The sequence below is a fragment of the Streptomyces sp. NPDC033966 genome (assembly GCF_055575955.1).
Window position 1 is genome coordinate 16,503 of the sequence record NZ_JBVIRQ010000001.1, and the last position, 19,758, is coordinate 36,260.

Sequence of the window (19,758 nt, forward strand, 5' to 3'; positions counted from 1 at the left end):
CCGCGGGGGCCGGGTCCCAGGGGGGCCGGCGGCCATCGGGGGAAACGGCTCCCCCTGCGGCCGCGTTCCGCCGATAATCGGCTGCGAAGACCGAGCAGCACCGCACGACCGACGGGAAGGGCCGCACATGGGCACCCAGCAGGAGAAGGACGAGCTGTACGCGCTCGACATCAGCGACGTCGAGTGGCAGGGGCCGCCCGGGACCAGCCCGGACGAGGAGCGGGTGGAGATCGCCAAGCTGCCCGAGGGCGCGGTGGCGATGCGGTCCTCCCTGGACCGCGACACGGTGCTGCGCTACACGGCGGCCGAGTGGGAGGCGTTCGTGCTCGGGGCCCGGGACGGGGAGTTCGACCTCACCTGAGGCCCGCGGCCCGGGTACGGCGAAGGGGGCGCGCCCCACGCGGGGCGCGCCCCCTTCGGCATGCCGGGCGGGCTCAGAAGGCCTCGGTGAACAGGCGCGAGGCCTTCACGTCCGTGGCGCGGTAGTCGCCCTTGCCGCGCTCGATGAGCCGGGCGACGCCCTCCAGCTGCTTCTGCATGTGGTCGGCGCGGCCGTGGTACTTCCTCTGGAGGTCGAGGTACGCGACGTGCGCCTCGCCGTCCCAGGTGTCGGTGACGACCTTCACGGCCGACTCCATCTCCTCCAGGTCCTTGAGGATGTTCCTGGAGACGACGCGGATGCGGTCCGCCATCTGCTGGACGCTCTCGTACCGTACCCGGGTGTGGCCGTCTTCGCTGCCTGCCATGTCCTTCTCCTTCGGGCTGGGGTGTGCTGGGGCGACGCGGACGTCAGAGGTTTTCGAGGCCGGAGCGGGCGCCGCCTCCGGCGGCGGAGCCGGAGCGGGCGTTGATCGTGCTGAACGCCGCGTGCACGTCCGCGTCCTGCGCGTTGGTCAGGTTCTTCGTCTGCGCGACGGCGTTGTGCAGGACGGAGAGCAGCCGGCGGATCTCGTCGTGGTCGAGGTTGAGGTCCGACTGGGCCCTCTTGAAGCCGTCGGCGCCGACGCCGGTCCAGCCCGCGTGCACGGTTTCGAGGATGTCGGCCAGCTCACGGGCCTGGGTGGTGACGGCGTTCGCCGTCTCGGAGATCTTGTTGGCCGCCTTGACGACCGGATCGTCCGCAAGTCCGAAATTGTTCGTCATCCGAAGCTCCTCACTTCTCAATTCCCCAGCAGAACCGGTGGATTGCGCGGCGGAGCGGTTCCCGGGGGCCGCAATTCACGCCACACGCACCGGAGTTCCCCCTCCGCTTCACCCGGATCCCCGATCACAGTCGTGAAGCCTGGCGTCACTCTAGTCAGTTCGGTGGACCCGCCCGACACCCGTCGCCCGGCTCTGTGGACGAACGGTGACCGTTCACTGCAAACGGCTCCGGCGGCCGCGGCGGGCGTCGCGCACGACGGTCGCGGCCCCGGCGACGACGGCGACGAGCACGCCCGCGATCCCCAGCGCGTACGTGCCGATCCGCTCGTCGCGCTCCTGGGCGGTCTCCGACATCGGGAGGGCGGCCGCCCGCGGTGCGGCCGCCGGGGGCGGGCCGGGGTCCGGGACGGGCGGCCCGGGCGGCCCGGCGTCCTGGGTGACGGCCCGCACCGGGTCCACGACGCCCCATCCGACGTAGTCGTCACGGCCCTTGACGGAACGTTCGGCGGTGTTCTGGATCTGCCAGACCACCTCCTGCGGGGTCCACTGTGGGTGCTCGGCGACCAGCAGGGCGGCGACCCCGGCGACGTAGGGGGCGGAGAAGCTGGTGCCGTTGTCGACGCACTGGCCGAAGCCGGGGACGGTGGAGACCATGTCCACGCCGGGGGCCGCGACCCCGATGAAGTCGCCGGGCTGGGAGAAGGCGGCCCGTTCGTTGTTGCGGTCGGAGGAGGCCACGGCGAGGACCCCGGGGAAGGCCGCCGGGTAGGTCCTGCGCTTCTGCCCGCTCAGTCCGTCGTTGCCCGCCGAGGCGACGACCACGGCCTTGGCGGCGAGGGCCCGCTGGACTGCTTTGCCCAGTTCGGAGTCCGGGGCCAGCGGGGCGTCCGTGTCCTGGGAGATGTTGATGACCCGGGCGCCCTTGGCCACTGCGTGGTCGACGGCCTGGGCGAGGGTGGCGACCGCGTTGCCGCCGGCCTGTCCGTCGTTCTGCCGGATGGGGATCACCGTGGCCCCGGGGGCGAGGCCGACGAAGCCGGTGCCCTGCCGGGGGCGGGCCGCGATCAGCCCGGCGACCTTGGTGCCGTGCCCGATGGTGTCGTTGGTGCCGTCGCCGCCCTTGGGGTCGATGAAGTCGCGTCCGGCGCCGGTGTCGAGGGCACCGGCGAGCTGCGGGTTGGCGCGGTCCACGCCGGTGTCGATGACGGCGACCCGCACCCCCTCGCCCCTGGTGCGGGCCCACAGGGTGTCCAGCATGACCCGCTGGAGGGCCCAGGGCCGGTCGGCGATCTGCTTCTTCATGGGGAAGGTGCACTCGCCCGCCCCGTCCAGGGCGAAGGCGTACGCGGACTGCGGCGCGGGCGCCGCGCCGCCGAGGGCGGCCAGGGCGAGGGCGGCGGCCGCCAGGGCGGCGCGGGAGGACCGGGACACGGCCGGCGTCCTCACGAGCCCTGCGGCTGGCGGGCCGCGTTGGTGTCCAGGCGCGGCCCCTTGGAGAGGAACTCCGACCAGGCGATCGGCACCATGGCGGGCACGACCCCGCCGTAGCCGAGCCGTACCTGCGCCTGGCTGGGCTCGGGCCGGCCGTCGCCGGCGGCGTCCTGCGCCCGCTGCCCCGGCGCGCCGATCCCCGACTGCTCGGCGTCGCTGTCGCCGTTGGCCTGGACCGCGTACCGCAGGCCGGTGTCGGTGACCAGGAACAGGGCGCCGGCCCCGCCGGGCCGGCGGCCCTGGACCTGGGTGTAGAGCAGGCCCGTGCCGGGGGTGACGTACGAGCTGGTGCCGCTGGCGGTGATGTCGACGGGGAAGCCGGTGCCGGCCCAGGTGCTCAGCGTCTGCCCGCCTCGGCCGTCGACGGAGCGCAGGACGCTGCACACGGTGTCGCGGCGTTCGCCGCCGTTAGCGGCGCCGGGGGTGTCCGCGACCCGGTTGACCTGCATGCCGCGCCGGCGGGGCCATGTGGCGTCCTCCTTGAAGGGAGGGGCGTTCGGGTCCAGGGACTTCAGGCCGGTCTCGCGGGCCTTGCCGTGCATGCCCAGGCCCTCACTGGCGGGCGAGTGGATCAGCAGCCAGGCCACGAACTCCGAGACCGGGGCGATCCGGTCGGGCAGTACGACGTAGTACTGGGTCCCGGAGCCGGTCTGAGCGGTCAGCACCACGCCGACCCTGCCGTCGGGGCCGCTCGGGACGGCCGCGCTCGCCCCGGGGGTGCCGGGCAGCTGCGGGAAGGCCAGGTCGTCGCCGGGGTTGAGGGTGGCCAGCCACTCCTCGGTCACCGGCTGCGGGGTGGCTCCGGTGCCGACCAGGGCCGTGGTCAGGGTCCCGGAGTCCGGACGTCCTTCGGGGAAGCGGTACTTCGTGCCGGCCCAGTCGACGAGGAAGCGCTCCTTGGCGCCGCCGGTGCTCTGGACGTACAGCACCTGGGTGTCGGTGGTGCGGTTCCCGTCGTCCACCAGGCCGGCCTCCCGGTCGGCGAGGACGAAGGCCGCGGTCTGCACGCCCCGGTTGTTGCCGCCGGGCTGCTGGCAGACGGCCCAGCGCTTGGCCTTGGCGGCGTCGGCCTTGGCGGGGAGCCGGTCCGGGGCGTAGGGGATGCCGATGATGGGGCCGCGCGGGGGCTTGCCCGCGTCGAGCACCTTGTCCTCGACCTGGACGACCTTGGACTTGCGCGGGTCGAGGAGGAGCCGCGCCGAGGCCAGGTTCAGCACGGGGTGCAGCCGGGTCTGGTCCTTGCCGTTCACCTTCGTGGTCAGGACCACGTACCGGGTCGTCGACTGCTTGCCGACGACGACCACGGATCCGGGCTCGTCCCATCCCTTGGGGGCCTGCGGCCGGAACATGCCCCAGGCGCCGAAGCCCGCGACGACGAGCGCGCCGGCCACCACGCCGGGCAGGACCGCGCGCAGCGGGCGGGGGGCGCCCTCCTCGGTCCCGGTGGCGGAGGGCTGGAGGAACGCGGCCACGGTGCGCCGCTTCGCGAAGGTGTACGCGTTGAGCTCATCACGTCGTGATGCCATGACCGCCTGCTTCTCCCCGCACGGCCCGGCTGGTGGGGCCGCTCCCGGGCCTTGGTTGTCGGACCGGGGACCTACTATGCCTCTTGACGGAGGGTCGGCAGGTGCCGGGCGTGCCGGGGCGGCGGCCCGGCGCCAGCCGGATCCCTCCGGACCGGGGTTTCAGGGCTGTTGGGGTGGATGGGGAGATTCCGATGCGGGCGGCCGCAGCCGCGCGTCACCCGGACTCCCCGGCTCCGCCCGCGAGTCGGGGAGGTGCGCGAGTGAGGGCCAGCGCGACGGCGCCGCGGGCGGCCGCGGCCGCACCCGCACGCGGCGGGGTCACGCCGCATCCCAGGTCGGGCCCGGGCCGCTTCGGCCCGTTCCGATTGCAACAGCTCGTGCTCCTCCAGCTCGCGGCCGCCGTACTGCTCGTGGCCTGGGTGGTGGACCCGCTGCTGCTGGTGCCCGCGGGCGTCCTGGCGGTGGTGCTGGCGCTGCTCGCCCTCGTCCGCCGCCACCAGCACTCCCTCCCCGAATGGATCGGCAGTGCGCTCGCCCTGCGCGCCAGGCGGCGCAGGGCCGCCGCCTGCACGGTGCCGGCGGGCACCGAGCCGGGGCTCGCGCCGCTGGTCGAGGCCGATCCGGCGCTGCGCACCACGGCCTTCGGCGACCGCGGCCGGCGGCCCGTCGGGCTGGTCGGTGACGGGACGTTCGTGACCGCGGTGGTCCAGGTGGACACGGACGCCACCGCGCTGCGGCCCGACCGTGCGGAGCGACCGCTGCCGCTGTCCCTGATCCGGGACGTCCTCGAAGTGGACGGCATCCGGCTGGAGTCGGCGCAGCTGGTGCAGCACACCCAGCCCGCCCCGGCCCCGCACCTGCCGGCCCGGTCGATGGCCGCGCTCAACTACGCGCCCCTGCAAGCCCGTACGGGCACCCCGGCGCTGCGGCTGACGTGGATCGCGCTCAAGCTCGACCCGGAGCTGTGCCCGGAGGCGGTCGCCGCGCGCGGCGGCGGCCTCGCGGGGGCGCAGCGCTGTGTGGTGCGGGCGGCCGACCAGCTGGCCGGCCGGCTGGCCGGGGCGGGGTTCCGGGCCACCGTGCTGACCGAGCAGGAGCTGACGGGCGCGCTGGCGACCTCCTCGTGCGCGAACCCGATGGCCATCACCCAGGCGGGGCGGTCGGCGAGCACCGGCCGGCGCACGGAGGAGACCCCCCGGACCTGGCGCTGCGACGACCGGCGCCACACCACCTACTGGATGGGCCGCTGGCCCCCGCTGGGAGGGGCGGGGGCCGGGCTGCCGCAGTTCGTGGCGCTGCTCACCTCGCTGCCGGCGCTGGCGATCAACTTCAGCCTGACGATGGCCCCGGCGGATCGGCAGGGCGTGACCCTGACCGGGTACGTACGGGTCACCGGGCGCAGCGACGAGGAACTCTTGGCGGCCCGGCGGGAGCTGGAGCGGACGGCCCGGGGCGTACGGGCCGGGCTGGTACGGCTCGACCGGGAACAGGTGCCGGGGCTGCTGGCCTCGCTGCCGCTGGGAGGGGCGCGATGAGGGGTTCGGTTCCGCTCAGGGGCGGTTTCGGGCTGATCGGACCGCGCCGCGAGCGGCACGTGGTCGCCGCGGCGGAGCTGGACGCGCTGGCGCTGCCCGTCGGGGACGACGGGGTCGTCATCGGCGTGGACGCCGAGGGGCGGCCGGCGGTGCTCGGCGTGAACCGGCCCACGCCGTACGAGGTCACGCTGATCGGCGGCCTGTGGACCGCCCAGGTGCTGGCGCTGCGCACGGCCGCGACCGGGGCCCGGGTCGCGGTGGAGACCGGGCGGGCGCCCGTGTGGTCCGGGCTGGCCCGGGCGGCCGGCGGCGGGCAGCAGTGCGTGACCCTGCACGACGTGGGCCGGGTCCCGCCGCAGGGCGCCTCGGCGGGCAGCCCGGTGCTGGTGGTCCGGGACTGCGGGATGCGGCCGCCGCGCGGGCGGGTGGCGGCGGGGCCGTGGCAGTCGGTACTGACCCTGCTGCCGTACCTGAGCCCGGCCGCGCCCCGGCTGGTGCGGAACTCGGCGCTGGTCGGGGTGCAGCGGGTGTCCCCGGACGAGGCGGAGCAGGTGGGCGCTCTGATGCGGCTGCCGAGGGCGGCGGTCGAGCCGCTGCCGACCCTGGGGGACGGGGTGACGCTGTGGTGCACGCCGCGGGACCGGAAGTTCGTGATGACGCAGGGGACGGAAACGGAGACCGGGTTGCTGGGCGCGGCGCGGCGCATCGACTGACGGGCCCGTTCGCGGGACGTGCGGGATGACGGTTGCTCAGGGCCGGAGCGGCCTGTAGGCAGGAGTACGGGGGCGCGACCTCGGGGGCTTTCGGGTGCGGGGCGCGATTAGGCTGAGCGCGGGCGCGGCGTCGAGGTGGGCGCCGACCGGTGTTCGACAGACCAGGAGGACCAGTGAGCGGCGATCGGAACGAGAGGCGCGGCGGGACGTGGGACGTCCCGACGGACGATCAGTCCGACGCGGAGCCCGATGTGACGGGCGAGTTCACCATCGACTACACCCCGCCGGCCTGGTACACCCAGGGCGCACCCGCGCAGGGCGCGCCGGTACCGGGGCTGCCCGGGCTGCCCGAGGGCAGCGGCTTCGAACCCCACCGCCCGGCGGACGTGGTCTCCGCGCCGACGATGCGGATCGCTCCGGGGCAGGCCCGGCCGGCCGATGCCAATGCGCCGACCGCGCGGATCCCGGCTCCGGCCCCGGCCGGAACCCCGGGCCAGGGGACCGCGTTCCCGGCCGGCCCGGCCGGCTTCCCGGCGCAGGCCGAAGCCCCGGCCGCGCCGGGGTTCCCCGCGCAGGGAGCCGAGACCCCCGCCCAAGGGACCGGCTTCCCGGCCCAGGGCAACGCCCCGGCCGCGCAGGGGTTCCCTGCGCAGGCAGTCGAGACCCCGGCCCAGGGCGAAGCCCCGGCCGCATCGGGGGGTGAGGTCCCGGGCGGGCAGGACGTCCTGACCCCGGGCGAGCACCCGGCCGCGCCGGCGTTCTCCGCGCAGGGGCACGAGACCCCGGGCCAGGGCCAATCCCCGGCCGCGCCGGTGTCCGCCGCGCAGGGGGCCGGGTTCCCGGCTCAGGGTGGAGCCCCGGCCGCGCCTGCGGTTCCCGCGCCGGGGGCCGAGGGCGAGGCTGCGGCAGCGGGTGCCGGGGTCCAGGGACAGGGCCAGGGGGCGGCGTCCCCCGGGCCGCAGGGCGAAGCGCCGGCCGGAGCCGGGGGTGACGTACCGGGTCAGGGGTCCGAGGCGCTGCCCGCGCTGCCCGGGGGCACCCCGGCGGGGTTCGCCGCGGCGCCGTTCGCGGTGCCCACCGTGGCGCCCATCGCCGTGCCGGCCGCCTTCGCCGACGCCGTACCCCCGGGGTTCGCGCCGGCCGCCGAGGAGGAGGCGGCTCCCGCACCCGGGCGGACGCCCACCCCGGCCGGGGGAACTCCGGTCGCCGGGCCCGCGGATACTCCGTTCGGGGGATCCGGCTCCGAACTGCCCCCGCTGCCGCCCGCGTTCGCCTCCCCGGGCGCGCCCCAGGGCTACGGCTTCCCGCCCTCCGGCCCGGAGCAGCAGGCACCCGCACCCGCACCGCAGGGCTACGGATTCCCGCCCGGCGCCCCCGAAGCGCAGCCGCAGCCCCCGCAGGGGTACGGGTTCCCGCCCGTCCCGCCGCAGCAGCAGGCACCGCAGGCACAGCCCGCACCGCAGGGGTACCCGGCCCCGCAGCCGCCGCAGGCGCAGTGGCAGCAGCCGGGCCCCGGCCAGGGCCCGGGCGCTCCGCTCGGCTACACCGCCGCCGTGGAGCTGTCCTCCGACCGCCTGATCCGCGCCAAGCAGAAGCCCAAGCCCACCCGCTCCGGCTTCCGCTTCGGCGGCAAGGCCGCCGAGGCCGACCGCCAGCGCAAGCTGGAGCTCATCCGCACCCCGGTGATGTCGTGCTACCGCATCGCCGTCATCAGCCTCAAGGGCGGCGTCGGCAAGACCACGACGACCACCGCCCTCGGCGCCACCCTCGCCACCGAGCGCCAGGACAAGATCCTGGCCATCGACGCGAACCCCGACGCCGGCACCCTCGGCCGCCGCGTCCGCCGCGAGACCGGTGCGACGATCCGCGACCTGGTCCAGGCGATCCCGTACCTGCACTCGTACATGGACATCCGGCGGTTCACCTCGCAGGCCCCCTCCGGCCTGGAGATCATCGCCAACGACGTGGACCCGGCGGTCTCGACGACCTTCAACGACGAGGACTACCGACGCGTCATAGACACGCTCGGCCGCCAGTACCCGATCATCCTGACCGACTCCGGGACCGGACTGCTCTACTCCGCCATGCGCGGCGTCCTGGACCTGGCCGATCAGCTGATCATCATCTCCACTCCGTCCGTGGACGGCGCGAGCAGCGCGAGCACCACGCTCGACTGGCTCTCCGCCCACGGGTACGCCGATCTCGTCTCGCGCTCGATCACCGTCATCTCCGGGGTCCGCGAGACCGCCAAGATGATCAAGGTCGAGGACATCGTGCAGCACTTCGAGACCCGCTGCCGCGGGGTCGTCGTGGTGCCGTTCGACGAGCACCTCGCGGCCGGCGCGGAGGTCGACCTCGACCTGATGCGGCCCAAGACGCGGGAGGCGTACTTCAACCTGTCCGCCCTGGTCGCCGAGGACTTCACGCGCGCCCAGCAGCAGGCCGCGCAGGCCCACTGGGGCGCCCCCCAGGGCCACCAGCCGCCCCATCCCCATCCGCAGCCGCAGCCGCAGCCGCAGCCGGGCCCGTACCAGCAGCAGCCGCAGGCGCAGCCCCCGCAGGCGCCGTCCCCGTACGGTCCGCAGTCCTACCCGCAGCCCGGACAGCCCTGGCAGCAGCCCCCGGCCGCCCCCCAGCCGCCGCAGCAGCAGCAGCCGGGCCCGTACCAGCCCCCGCCGCGCGACCCGCGCCTCGGCTGACCGGTCGGCCCGCGCAACACGAAGGGCCCGTACCGTCCCTGGACGGTACGGGCCCTTCGGCTCGGGTCAGCGCCGCGCGGCGTCGAAGGCGTCCGTCAGGACGCGCGCCCGCTTCACGTCGTCCGCGATGGCCTCCAGCAGCCCGTCGAGCGACTCGAACTTCGCCATCCCCCGCACGTACGCGAGGAAGTCGACGCACACCTGCTTGCCGTACAGGTCCAGCCCGACGCGGTCGATCGCGTACGCCTCCACGGTCCGCTCGGTGGCGTCGAACTGCACGTTCGTACCCACCGAGATCGCCGCCGGCATCCGCTCGCCGTCCGCCGTCAGCCAGCCCGCGTACACCCCGTCGGCCGGGATCGCGGTGTGCGGCTGCGTCTCGACGTTGGCCGTCGGGTAGCCGAGCTCGCGCCCGCGCTGCGCACCGCGCACCACGATGCCCTCGACCCGGTGCGGGCGGCCCAGGATCTCGGCGGCGCCGTCCATGTCCCCCTCGGAGACCAGCTTGCGCGCCAGGGTGGAGGAGAACGGCACGCCGCCGCCCGCCTCGCCGCGCTCGACGAGGTCCACGACGTCGACCTCGTAGTCGTAGGTGGAGCCCAGCTCGCGCAGGAAGTCGACGTTCCCGGCGGCCCGGTGGCCGAAACGGAAGTTCGGGCCCTCGATGACGGCGCGCGCGTGCAGCTTGTCGACCAGCACCTTCACGATGAAGTCGGCCGGGGACAGCTGCGAGAACTCCGCCGTGAACGGCAGGATCAGCAGCGCGTCGACCCCGAGGCCGGCCATCAGCTCGGCACGGCGGTCGTACGGGGCCAGGATCGGCGGGTGGCTGCCGGGCCGCACGACCTCGCTCGGGTGCGGGCTGAAGGTGACGACGACCGCCGGGACACCCAGCTCGCGGGCCTTCGCCACGGCCCGTCCGATGATCAGCTGGTGTCCCCGGTGCACACCGTCGTAGGAGCCGATGGTGACGACGCTGCGTCCCCAGTCCTGGGGGATGTCCTCCAAGCCACGCCAGCGCTGCACTGTGACCGCTCCTCGCCCGAACCCGTGTAGTCCCTGTACTGAATTGCCGATTGCAGGTCTAAGACTGCCATGCCCTCGGCCGGGGCCCCGCATCGGCTCTGGCTGGAATCGTTCCCCGCCTCACGTAATGTCCGGCGCGGCCCTACGAAGAGTCTCCACGGTACGCCGGGCGCCCGGCCCCAGCAGTGCCGCCGCCTCCGTCGCGGCTTCCGTGAGCCAGCGGGAGACCAGCGCCCCGAACACCGGATCGGCCCGGGCCAGCTCCACCGTGCGGTGCTCGAAGACCGCCGGTCCGCCGGGCGCCCGCAGCAGCTGCCGCCCGGTGCGCCGCAGCAGCTCGCGGGTGCGGACCTCCGGGCGCCGGCAGCTCCCGGCGGCGAGCCCCGCCAGGAAGGCGCCGAGCACCGCCGGGTCCGACTCCTCGCGCAGCAGTACGTCCGCCAGCTCGGCCCGCAGCGGGTACGAGGCCTCCGCCCCGGGCGCGGCCAGTACGCCGGCCAGCTCGGCCCGGACCGGCGGCGGGGCGCCTCGCAGCAGACCCAGGACCAGGGGGCGCAGGACGGGCCCGGCCGCCGGGCCCTGGTCGAGGCGCCGGTCGACGAAGACGGCGGCGTACGGGGCGTCCTCGGGGCGGCGGGCGAGGTGGTCGCGTACGAGGTCTCCCGCGCGGCGGGCCAGGCCGGGGGTGGTGAGCGCGGCCAGGGCGCGGATCACCTCCCCGTCGGCCCGGGCCCGCAGTGCGGCGAACACCGCGTCCGGGTCGGGCAGTACGGGCAGCGCCGCGACCAGCGCGGAGGCCGGCAGCCGGGAGCCGCCCGCGGGGTCGCGGAAGCAGTCCAGGGCGTCGGGCAGGTAGCGGGCCCGCGCCTGCGGGTCGCGGAGCAGGATGCCGAGGGCGGGGCCGTGCAGGCCGGTGTCGCCGGGGCGGTCCAGCAGCACCTGGGCGGCGCGGCGCAGCAGCTCCCGGTCGGCGGGGGTGCGGACGTGCGGGGCGGTGGCGAGGCCGTACGCGGCGGCGGCCACGCGGCGTTCGGGCCGCTCGTCGTGCGCCCAGCGGTCCACGGCCCGGCACAGGGCGGACGGCTCGTCCTCCGCGAGGGCGGCGAGGAGTTCGTCGGCGCGCGGGTGCGCGGCGCCGACCAGGGTTTCGGTGAGGTCGTCCACCGCGAGGCCGCGGTGGGTGTGCAGCAGGGCCTGCGCCGCGGTGGCCACGGTGGCCCCGGGGCGGCCGCGCAGCCGGCGCTCGTCGGTGAACCAGGCGCAGACCAGGGGCAGGACGAGCTGCGGGGCTCGGGCCAGGCGGCGGGCGGCGGCCTCCAGGTAGTGGTGGTCGGAGGGGAGCAGGCGGCGCAGCAGGTCGAGCCGGTCGCACTCGGGCAGCCGGAGCCGGTTCCAGAACCAGCCGCCGAACTCGCCGGTGCCGGACCGCGCCACGTGCTCGGCGAGGGCGTGCAGGACGGGCAGGTACGGGGTGGCGTCGGCGGCGCCGAGCAGGGTGGCGCGCAGGAGGCGGGAGGCCCACCAGACGCGGTCGGGGTGGACGGGTTCCGGGGTTCCGGCGGCGGCCTGCTCGGCGAAGGTGTTCAGAGCGGCCACCAGGGCGTCGAGCCGGCCGCGCGCCTCGGCGGGCGGGAGCCTGCGCAGCGCCTCCAGTACGGGCCCGATGCGGTGCCGGGGTACGGGAGGGCCGGCGTCGGCGGGGCCGTGGTGCACGAGGCCGTCCAGGGCGCCCGGGACGTCGAGGTGTCCGGCCTGGAGCCAGTCGGACAGCTCTTCGTGGGCGAAGCGGTAGCCGGGGCCGGCGGGGACCAGCAGGCCCTCGGTGAGGACGGCGGAGGCCCAGCCGGTGCGCCAGGGGAACAGCTCCTCGAAGGAGGCCCGGTCCAGCTGGCCCTGCCCGGGGCCGAGGCACCGCCGGGCGGCCTCGTGCACCCGCCCGGCCACCCGGGCCGCCAGCCGCCGCACCCCGGGGCCGTGCACCCCGGCCCCCGCACCGGCCGCCGCACCGGCCGCCGCCGCGATCCGGACGGCGGCGCGCAGGGCCACCAGGTCCAGGTGCGCCGCGAAGACCTCGTCACGGCCCGGGCGGCCCGCGGTGACCTCGGCGGCGCGGACCCCGGCGAGCAGGCGCAGGGTGAGCGGGTGCCGGGCGTCGGCCTCCCGCACCGCGCCGTCCGGAATCCCCAGACGGGCCCGGGCCTCGCGCGCCTCCGGCGGGGTCAGGTCCCCGACGGGCAGCGCGGGCGGCAGCCGCCGGGCGGGGCGGGCCGGGGTGTGCAGCAGCTCCGGCGGGTAGAGGTCCCCGGCCCGCTCCCAGTACTCGGGCCGGGCCGCGACCACCAGCCGGGCCCCGGTGCGGCGCAGCCAGCCGGCGGTGGCCGCGGTCCACGGCTCCAGGCGGTGCGCGAGCCCGGGCGGCATCTCCTCGGGGGCGTCCAGCACCACCAGCAGCGCCCGCCCGGCCGCGCCCGCGAGCCGCGCCACGCGCTCGGCGATCCCCTCCCCGGCGGACTCCGCCCCCGCCGGACCGGACCCGCCCGGGACCCCGGGCAGCGCCCAGCCCGCCGGGGCGGGTCCCGGAACCCCGGGCAGTGCCCAGCCCGCCGGGGCGGGCCCGGGGGCGGAGTACCCGGACGGGCCGGAACCGGACGGCCCGGGGCCCACTCCGGCGGACCCGGAGGGGGCGGCCCCCGACGGGGTGGGCCCGTCCGGGACGGACCCCGGCGGGACCGGCCCGGACGGAGCGGACCCGGACGGGACCGGCCCGGGGGCCCCGGTGCCCGGGGTGGAGCCGGTGCAGGGGGGCGCCGGGGCGGCGCCGGCGGTGAGGATGCGGCCCGCCGCCGTCAGCGCGCGGGTCACGGCGTCGGCCAGCGAGGTGTCTCCCCCGCGCAGGTCGGCTCCGCGCAGCCAGAGCGTCGGCGCGGGGCGGGACCCGCGGGCCCGGTCGGCGGCCAGGGCGGCGAGGGCGGTGGTGCGGCCGGTGCCGGGGGCTCCGACCAGGCCGAGCACGAGATCCGTCCCGGCGGTGAAGGCGGCCAGCCCGGCGGTGATCCCGGGGCGCGGCACGGGGTCCGGGGCGGGCTCGGCGGCGGCCGGGGGGAACGCCGAGCCGAGGGCGGTGGCGGTGAGCTCCAGGGCGCCGGCCAGGTTGAGGTCCGCGCCGTAGCCCGGCACGGTGGCGGAGTTCCGCTCCAGCAGCGCCGCGAGGGGGCCTCCCGGTGCGGCCGCGGCGGCCGCGCGCAGGGGGACGGCGAAGCTCCCGGAGCAGTGCTCCGCTTCGAGAGCGGTGCCGAGTACCGCGAGCACCGCTCCGGTTTCCGCGTCCAGCACCGGCCCCCCGCAGACCTCGCCGCCGAGCCGCAGGGCGTCCCGGCCGGCCGTCCCGATGGCCAGCTCGACGGCGGCGGGGAGTACGTGGAGGCGGCCGGCCGCGGTGTGGGTGACCTCCGCGCCCGCCCCGAGCACTCGCGCCTGGCGCCAGCCCCGCGCGGGCAGGCGTACGTACGTCCCTTGAGGAATCACCTCGCACATCGCCACGGGCAGCGGCGGCACGCCCAGTCCGGCGCCGCGCACGAGGGCCAGCCCGAGCTCCGGCAGGACGGTCACGTCATCGGCCGACGCCGGCCGGCCGCGCCCCTCGGCGCCGGGTACGTGCAGGACCACCCCCGCCAGTCCTTCGACGGCGTCGTGGCTGGTGATCACCGTGCCCCGGTCGTCGGCGACGAATCCGCTCCCGCGGGGGTGTCCGTCCGGGTCCCGGATCGTCACCAGCCCCGCGGCCGGCCCCGCGGCACCCGCGAAGGCGCTGCCGCCGGTGCCCCTCGTACCGTCCGTGACCTCGTCCGTCATCGCCGCACCACTCCCCCGCCGCGGGACCCGTGTTCACGACGGTAGGCAAGTGAAGATCAGCGCGAAAAGCACGCGGGCCGAAAGCGCCCCCTTACGCTCCCCGCATTCACTCCGAGCGCCTGCTCGGAAGGGTGAATACGGTGCTCCGGGTGGATAGAGACCTACCCGAGGGGGGTCGTGGAGCGGTGAGCAGCAGTCAGTGTGCGCTCACCGCTCCACGTCAACGGAGCGGGGGGGCCGGAGCCCCTCTCAGACGAAGACCGCGAGGGACTTCGCCTTGCCGCCCTTGCTCTCCACGAGCCCGAGCAGCTTGCCCTCGGGCCCGTAGACGGCGACGGTCCGGCCGTCCTTGTACTCGTCCGGCATCTCGATCCGCACGCCGTTGGCGAGCAGCGAGGCCCGGCGGGCGTCCAGGTCCCAGCGCGCGAACGCGGCGGCGGCCGCCTCGCCGATCGGCATGACGGTCAGCTCCTCCTGGAGCTGGTCGAGCGTGCGCGCCTTGTCGAGCTTGTACGGGCCCACCCGGGTGCGCCGCAGCGCCGTCAGATGGCCGCCGACGCCCAGGTCGGCGCCCAGGTCGCGGGCGAGGGCGCGGATGTACGTACCGCTGGAGCAGACGACGGAGACGACGAGGTCGACGACCTTGGTGCCGTCCTCGGCCTCGGCCTCGCGCATGTCGTACACCTGGAACGACGAGATGGTGACCGGCCGGGCCGGGATCTCGAAGTCCTCGCCGTCGCGGGCGCGCTTGTAGGAGCGCACACCCTTGATCTTGATGGCGCTGACCTTCGACGGGACCTGCATGATCTCGCCGGACAGCTTGGCGATGCCCGCGTCCACGCCCTCGCGGGTCACCCCGGAGGCGTCGGCGGACGAGGTGATCTCGCCCTCGGCGTCGTCCGTGAGGGTGTTCTGCCCGAGCCGGATGGTGCCGAGGTACTCCTTCTCGGTCAGCGCGAGGTGGCCGAGGAGCTTGGTGGCCTTCTCCACGCCGAGGACGAGGACTCCCGTCGCCATCGGGTCGAGGGTGCCGGCGTGGCCGACGCGGCGGGTCTTGGCGATCCCGCGCATCTTGGCGACCACGTCGTGCGAAGTGAAGCCGGACGGCTTGTCGACGATGACAAGGCCGTCCGGAGTCTTCCCTGCGTTGGTGCTCATTCCGCGGCTGTGTCCTCGTCGTCCTCGTCGCCCGGCTTCTTGTACGGGTCGGCCTCGCCGGCGTACTTCGCGCCGGAGGACACCTCGCGCACCTGGGCGTCGGAGGCCCGCGCCTTGTCGAGGAGGTCCTCGATGGTCCGGGCGTTCTCCGGGAGGGCGTCCGCGACGAAGGTCAGGGTGGGCGTGAACTTGGTTCCCGCCGCCCGGCCGACCGCGGAGCGCAGTACGCCCTTGGCGCTCTCCAGGCCCGCTGCCGCGCTGGCCCGGTCCTCGTCGTCGCCGTAGACCGTGTAGAAGACCGTGGCCTCCCGCAGGTCGCCGGTGACCCGGGTGTCCGTGATGGTCACGTGCGTACCGAGGCGGGGGTCCTTGACTCCGCGCTGCAGCTTCTCGGCCACCACCTCCCGGATGAGGTCCGCCAGCTTCTTCGCCCGCGCATTGTCGGCCACTGGTCCGTCTCCTTCTTTGTTGCAGACAAGCAATCAGTCTTCATCACCGTGGAACCGCCGCCTCACGGACAGCAGCTCCACTTCCGGACGCGCCGCGACCAGCCGTTCACAGCGGTCGAGCACCTCCGATACGAACCCCGCGTCCCCGCTCACCAGGGCGACCCCTATACGGGCCCTGCGGTGCAGGTCCTGGTCGCCCACCTCGGCCGCGCTCACGGAGAACTTGCGCTGGAGCTCGGCGACGATGGGCCGGACGACGGAGCGTTTCTCCTTCAGCGAGTGGACGTCGCCGAGGAGCAGGTCGAAGGACAGAGTCCCCACGTACATGCAGTTCCGGATATCCCGCCGGTGCGGGTTCGGTGGCCTGCCGGCCGTCGCTCGGCAGGGTCACCAGAACCGTACACGCAACGGCCGGGGCCGATCGACGGATATTCCGCCGACCGGCCCCGGGGTTACGACACGGTACGAACCGCCTCGCGCTTACGCGCGGGGCTTCTCGCGCATCTCGTACGTCGCGATGACGTCGTCGATCTTGATGTCGTTGAAGGAACCGAGGTTGATACCGCCCTCGAAGCCTTCGCGGATCTCGGTGACGTCGTCCTTGAAGCGGCGCAGACCGGAGATGGTGAGGTTCTCGGCGATGACCTTGCCATCGCGCAGGAGCCGCGCCTTGGTGTTGCGCTTGACCTCGCCCGAGCGGACCAGGACACCGGCGATGTTGCCCAGCTTGGACGAGCGGAAGATCTCGCGGATCTCCGCCGTGCCGAGCTCGACCTCTTCGTACTCCGGCTTGAGCAGACCCTTGAGGGCCGCCTCGATCTCCTCGATGGCCTGGTAGATCACCGAGTAGTACCGGACGTCGACGCCCTCGCGGTCCGCCATCTGCCCGGCACGGCCGACAGCGCGGACGTTGTAGCCGATGACGATGGCGTCGGAGCCCATCGCGAGCGAGATGTCCGACTCGGTGACCGCACCCACACCGCGGTGCAGGACGCGGATGTCGACCTCTTCGCCGACGTCGAGCTGGAGCAGCGAGGACTCGAGGGCCTCGACCGCACCGGACGAGTCGCCCTTGATGATGAGGTTGAGTTCCTGGACCAGACCGGCCTTGAGCACGGAGTCGAGGTCCTCGAGGGACACGCGACGGACGCGCTTGGCGAAGTTGGCGTTGCGCTCACGCGCAGCACGCTTCTCGGCGATCTGACGGGCGGTGCGGTCCTCGTCGACGACGAGGAAGTTGTCGCCGGCGCCAGGGACGTTGGTGAGACCCAGGACCAGGACGGGGGTCGACGGACCCGCTTCCTCGATGTTGTTGCCCTTGTCGTCGAGCATGGCGCGCACTCGGCCGTAGGCGTCGCCCACGACCATCGTGTCGCCGACGCGGAGGGTACCGCGCTGGACGAGGACGGTGGCGACGGCACCGCGGCCGCGGTCGAGGTGGGACTCGATCGCAATACCCTGAGCGTCCTGCTCGGGGTTGGCGCGCAGGTCGAGCGAGGCGTCGGCGGTGAGGACGACGGCCTCGAGCAGGGAGTCGATGTGCAGACCCTGCTTGGCGGAGATGTCGACGAACATCGTGTCGCCGCCGTACTCCTCCGCGACCAGACCGAACTCGGTCAGCTGACCGCGGACCTTGGTCGGGTCGGCACCCTCGACGTCGATCTTGTTGACCGCGACGACGATCGGGACGCCGGCGGCCTTGGCGTGGTTGAGCGCCTCGATCGTCTGCGGCATGACGCCGTCGTTGGCCGCGACCACGAGGATCGCGATGTCGGTCGACTTCGCACCACGGGCACGCATGGCGGTGAACGCCTCGTGACCCGGGGTGTCGATGAAGGTGATGCGACGCTGCTCGTCGTTGACCTCGGTCGAGACCTGGTAGGCACCGATGCCCTGGGTGATGCCGCCGGCCTCGCCCGCGACGACGTTCGTCTTGCGGATGGCGTCGAGCAGTCGGGTCTTACCGTGGTCGACGTGACCCATGACGGTCACGACCGGCGGACGCGGGAGCAGGAACTCCTCGCCGCCCTCGTCCTCGCCGAACTCGATGTCGAAGCCCTCGAGGAGCTCGCGGTCCTCTTCCTCCGGGCTGACGATCTGAACGGTGTAGTTCATCTCGCCGGCGAGGAGCTGGAGGGTCTCGTCGGAGACGGACTGCGTGGCAGTGACCATCTCGCCGAGGTTCATCATCACGGCGACGAGCGACGCCGGGTTGGCGTTGATCTTCTCCGCGAAGTCGGTGAGGGAGGCACCGCGCGACAGGCGCACGGTCTCGCCGCCACCGCGCGGCAGCATCACGCCGCCGACCGACGGGGCCTGCATGGCCTCGTACTCCTGGCGACGCTGGCGCTTGGACTTGCGACCGCGACGGGCCGGACCGCCGGGACGGCCGAAGGCACCCTGCGTACCGCCACGGGCACCGGGACCGCCGGGACGGCCACCGAAGCCGGGACGACCGCCGCCGCCGGCACCGGCCGGACCGCCGCCGAAGCCGCCGCCACCCGGACGCGGGCCGCCGAAGCCGCCACCCGCCGGACGCGAGCCCGGACCGGCCGGACGGCCGGCGAAGCCGCCACCGGGACGACCCGCGCCGCCACCGGGACGGGGACCACCCGCACCGGGACCACGGCCACCGGGGCCGCCACCGGGACGCGGACCGGGACCACCGGCAGCGGGACGCTGCGGCATCATGCCCGGGTTCGGACGGTTACCACCGGGAGCACCACCCGGACGCGGGGCGCCGCCCTGCGGACGGGGCATGCCGCCCGGGGTCGGACGGGCGCCGCCGGGACCCTGGGGACGCGGAGCGCCACCGGGACCACCCTGCGGGCGCGGAGCACCCTGGCCGCCGCCGGCGCCGGGGGCACCGGGACGGGGAGCGCCGGCCGGACGGGGCGCCTGCGGGCGCGCCATGCCGGTCGAGCCGCCGGAGGTGAAGGGGTTGTTGCCCGGACGGGGACCCGCCGGACGGGCGCCCTGCGGACGCGGGGCCTGAGAGCCGCCGGGGCCACCGGCAGGACGCTGCGCCTGGCCACCGGGGGTGGCACCGGCCGGACGCGGGGCGCCGGGACGGGCACCCTGACCCGGGCCGGCCGGGCGCTGCTGCGCCGGACGCGGGCCGGGGGACGCGGCGGGACGCGCCGGGGCGGCCGGGGCCGCCGGAGGCGCGGAGAACTCGGTCGCCACGGGAGCCGCCGGAGCGGGCTTCGGGGCGGGAGCCTTGGGACCGGGACGCGGGCCGGGGGCGGCCGGAGTCACCGGGGCGCTGACCGCGGGGGCCTCGGCTGCGGCGGGCTTGGGGGCCACCGGTGCGCCGGGCTTGGGGGCAGCGGGACGTGCCGCGGCGGCCGGGGAGGGCGCCGCGGGCTTGGCGGGCGCGGCCTTGCGGGGCGCGCCGGGCTTCGCAGCGGACTTGCCGGCGTTGCCGCCGGGCCCCTGCAGTGCGTCAGTCAACTTGCGTACAACCGGCGCCTCGATCGTCGAGGACGCCGAACGGACGAATTCACCGAGTTCTTGGAGCTTGGCCATGACGACCTTGCTCTCTACCCCGAACTCCTTGGCGAGTTCGTATACCCGGACCTTAGCCACTTCGCTCCTTTTAGGTCCGGGTTACGCCGGACCGTCGCTACTTCATGGGCGTACTCATCGCGTACTCATCGAGTGCTCATCGCAATCTCGACCTACTTCCAACTCGCGAGGTACCTGACCGCACGGGGTTTCCGTGCCGTACTTCTTCTTACGGTGTCGCCTCGGCCGGGACGGCCAGGGTCTTGCGCAGTCCCTCCGTGTCGAGCGCTCCGGCGGACCTGAGGGCCCGGGGGAACGCCCGGCGGCGGACCGCCTGGTCGAGGCAGACCACGGTGGGGTGCACGTAGGCACCCCGGCCGGGCAGCGTACCGCGAGGATCGGGGACGCATTCGTCCTCGATCGCCACGATGCGCAGCAGATCGCTCTTGGCCGCTCGCTCCCGACACCCCACACAGGTGCGTTCGGGGCATGCGCGGGCTTGCGTCCGGCCAGACACGCCTAAGTCTACCTCCCCGTACCGACCTCACCCCTTCAGGTGAAAAATCGAACGGATGTCGTTGTGGTTTCCGAGGTGCTCCGGCGGTGCCGGAGTACCTGTCTACCGGCCGGACAACCCCGGCCGGTAGCGGTTTATTCCC

The 19,758-nt window shown here is 74.9% G+C and carries 15 protein-coding genes; 4 read left to right on the top strand and 11 right to left on the bottom strand.

Features of this window, described 5'->3' with window-relative positions; translation table 11 throughout:
• Nucleotides 1–127 precede the first annotated feature (127 nt).
• The gene (locus ACZ518_RS00065) at nt 128–361 is read left to right on the top strand and encodes a DUF397 domain-containing protein (RefSeq protein ID WP_007266914.1); all 234 of its coding nucleotides are present in this window, start codon (nt 128–130) and stop codon (nt 359–361) included.
• A gap of 73 nt (nt 362–434) precedes the next feature.
• Here the strand turns inward: ACZ518_RS00065 and ACZ518_RS00070 are convergent, their stop codons facing one another.
• The 4 genes from ACZ518_RS00070 to eccB form a co-directional block, all read right to left on the bottom strand.
• Nucleotides 435–746, bottom strand: a complete 312-nt coding sequence (locus ACZ518_RS00070) for a WXG100 family type VII secretion target (RefSeq protein ID WP_469110772.1) — start codon at nt 744–746, stop codon at nt 435–437.
• A gap of 43 nt (nt 747–789) precedes the next feature.
• Nucleotides 790–1,143, bottom strand: coding sequence for a WXG100 family type VII secretion target (locus tag ACZ518_RS00075; RefSeq protein ID WP_469110773.1), 354 nt, complete (start codon nt 1,141–1,143; stop codon nt 790–792).
• 213 nt (nt 1,144–1,356) lie between these two features.
• On the bottom strand, nt 1,357–2,574 hold the full coding sequence (gene mycP, locus ACZ518_RS00080; protein WP_469110774.1) for a type VII secretion-associated serine protease mycosin: 1,218 nt from the start codon (nt 2,572–2,574) through the stop codon (nt 1,357–1,359).
• A gap of 11 nt (nt 2,575–2,585) precedes the next feature.
• Nucleotides 2,586–4,160: a type VII secretion protein EccB gene (eccB, locus tag ACZ518_RS00085; RefSeq protein ID WP_469110775.1), complete on the bottom strand. Its 1,575-nt coding sequence runs from the start codon at nt 4,158–4,160 to the stop codon at nt 2,586–2,588.
• Nucleotides 4,161–4,351: 191 nt separating this feature from the next.
• Here eccB and eccE point away from each other — a divergent pair, with 191 nt between their 5' ends.
• From eccE to ACZ518_RS00100, 3 genes are all read left to right on the top strand, one after another.
• Complete coding sequence (gene eccE, locus ACZ518_RS00090; RefSeq protein WP_469110776.1) at nt 4,352–5,695, top strand: type VII secretion protein EccE; 1,344 nt, start codon at nt 4,352–4,354, stop codon at nt 5,693–5,695.
• The gene (locus tag ACZ518_RS00095) at nt 5,692–6,408 is read left to right on the top strand and encodes a hypothetical protein (RefSeq protein WP_469110777.1); all 717 of its coding nucleotides are present in this window, start codon (nt 5,692–5,694) and stop codon (nt 6,406–6,408) included. Before eccE ends, ACZ518_RS00095 begins: the two co-directional genes overlap by 4 nt.
• A gap of 173 nt (nt 6,409–6,581) precedes the next feature.
• The gene (locus ACZ518_RS00100) at nt 6,582–9,107 is read left to right on the top strand and encodes an SCO5717 family growth-regulating ATPase (protein ID WP_469110778.1); all 2,526 of its coding nucleotides are present in this window, start codon (nt 6,582–6,584) and stop codon (nt 9,105–9,107) included.
• A 66-nt stretch (nt 9,108–9,173) separates the two neighbouring features.
• Here ACZ518_RS00100 and ACZ518_RS00105 read toward each other — a convergent pair whose 3' ends face one another.
• The 7 genes from ACZ518_RS00105 to ACZ518_RS00135 form a co-directional block, all read right to left on the bottom strand.
• A complete protein-coding gene (locus ACZ518_RS00105) occupies nt 9,174–10,133 on the bottom strand; it encodes a bifunctional riboflavin kinase/FAD synthetase (protein ID WP_469110779.1) in 960 nt (319 codons plus the stop codon).
• A 120-nt stretch (nt 10,134–10,253) separates the two neighbouring features.
• Nucleotides 10,254–13,985, bottom strand: coding sequence for a serine protease (locus ACZ518_RS00110; RefSeq protein ID WP_469110780.1), 3,732 nt, complete (start codon nt 13,983–13,985; stop codon nt 10,254–10,256).
• Between the two features lie 249 nt (nt 13,986–14,234).
• Nucleotides 14,235–15,143: a tRNA pseudouridine(55) synthase TruB gene (truB, locus tag ACZ518_RS00115; protein ID WP_469110781.1), complete on the bottom strand. Its 909-nt coding sequence runs from the start codon at nt 15,141–15,143 to the stop codon at nt 14,235–14,237.
• The gene (gene rbfA, locus ACZ518_RS00120) at nt 15,140–15,592 is read right to left on the bottom strand and encodes a 30S ribosome-binding factor RbfA (protein WP_469110782.1); all 453 of its coding nucleotides are present in this window, start codon (nt 15,590–15,592) and stop codon (nt 15,140–15,142) included. Before rbfA ends, truB begins: the two co-directional genes overlap by 4 nt.
• A gap of 33 nt (nt 15,593–15,625) precedes the next feature.
• Nucleotides 15,626–15,919 (bottom strand): DUF503 domain-containing protein, encoded by a 294-nt coding sequence (locus tag ACZ518_RS00125; RefSeq protein WP_469110783.1) that lies wholly within the window; start codon nt 15,917–15,919, stop codon nt 15,626–15,628.
• A gap of 153 nt (nt 15,920–16,072) precedes the next feature.
• The gene (gene infB, locus ACZ518_RS00130; protein WP_469110784.1) at nt 16,073–19,180 is read right to left on the bottom strand and encodes a translation initiation factor IF-2; all 3,108 of its coding nucleotides are present in this window, start codon (nt 19,178–19,180) and stop codon (nt 16,073–16,075) included.
• Between the two features lie 148 nt (nt 19,181–19,328).
• Nucleotides 19,329–19,616, bottom strand: a complete 288-nt coding sequence (locus ACZ518_RS00135) for a YlxR family protein (protein ID WP_469110785.1) — start codon at nt 19,614–19,616, stop codon at nt 19,329–19,331.
• Nucleotides 19,617–19,758: the final 142 nt, after the last annotated feature.

Coding starts and splice junctions, on each gene's coding strand:
- ACZ518_RS00125 (WP_469110783.1), bottom strand. CDS start 15,919: ATGTACGTGGGGACTCTGTCCTTCGACCTGCTCCTCGGCGACGTCCAC.
- ACZ518_RS00095 (WP_469110777.1), top strand. CDS start 5,692: ATGAGGGGTTCGGTTCCGCTCAGGGGCGGTTTCGGGCTGATCGGACCG.
- ACZ518_RS00110 (WP_469110780.1), bottom strand. CDS start 13,985: ATGACGGACGAGGTCACGGACGGTACGAGGGGCACCGGCGGCAGCGCC.
- ACZ518_RS00070 (WP_469110772.1), bottom strand. CDS start 746: ATGGCAGGCAGCGAAGACGGCCACACCCGGGTACGGTACGAGAGCGTC.
- ACZ518_RS00065 (WP_007266914.1), top strand. CDS start 128: ATGGGCACCCAGCAGGAGAAGGACGAGCTGTACGCGCTCGACATCAGC.
- eccE (WP_469110776.1), top strand. CDS start 4,352: ATGCGGGCGGCCGCAGCCGCGCGTCACCCGGACTCCCCGGCTCCGCCC.
- eccB (WP_469110775.1), bottom strand. CDS start 4,160: ATGGCATCACGACGTGATGAGCTCAACGCGTACACCTTCGCGAAGCGG.
- ACZ518_RS00075 (WP_469110773.1), bottom strand. CDS start 1,143: ATGACGAACAATTTCGGACTTGCGGACGATCCGGTCGTCAAGGCGGCC.
- truB (WP_469110781.1), bottom strand. CDS start 15,143: ATGAGCACCAACGCAGGGAAGACTCCGGACGGCCTTGTCATCGTCGAC.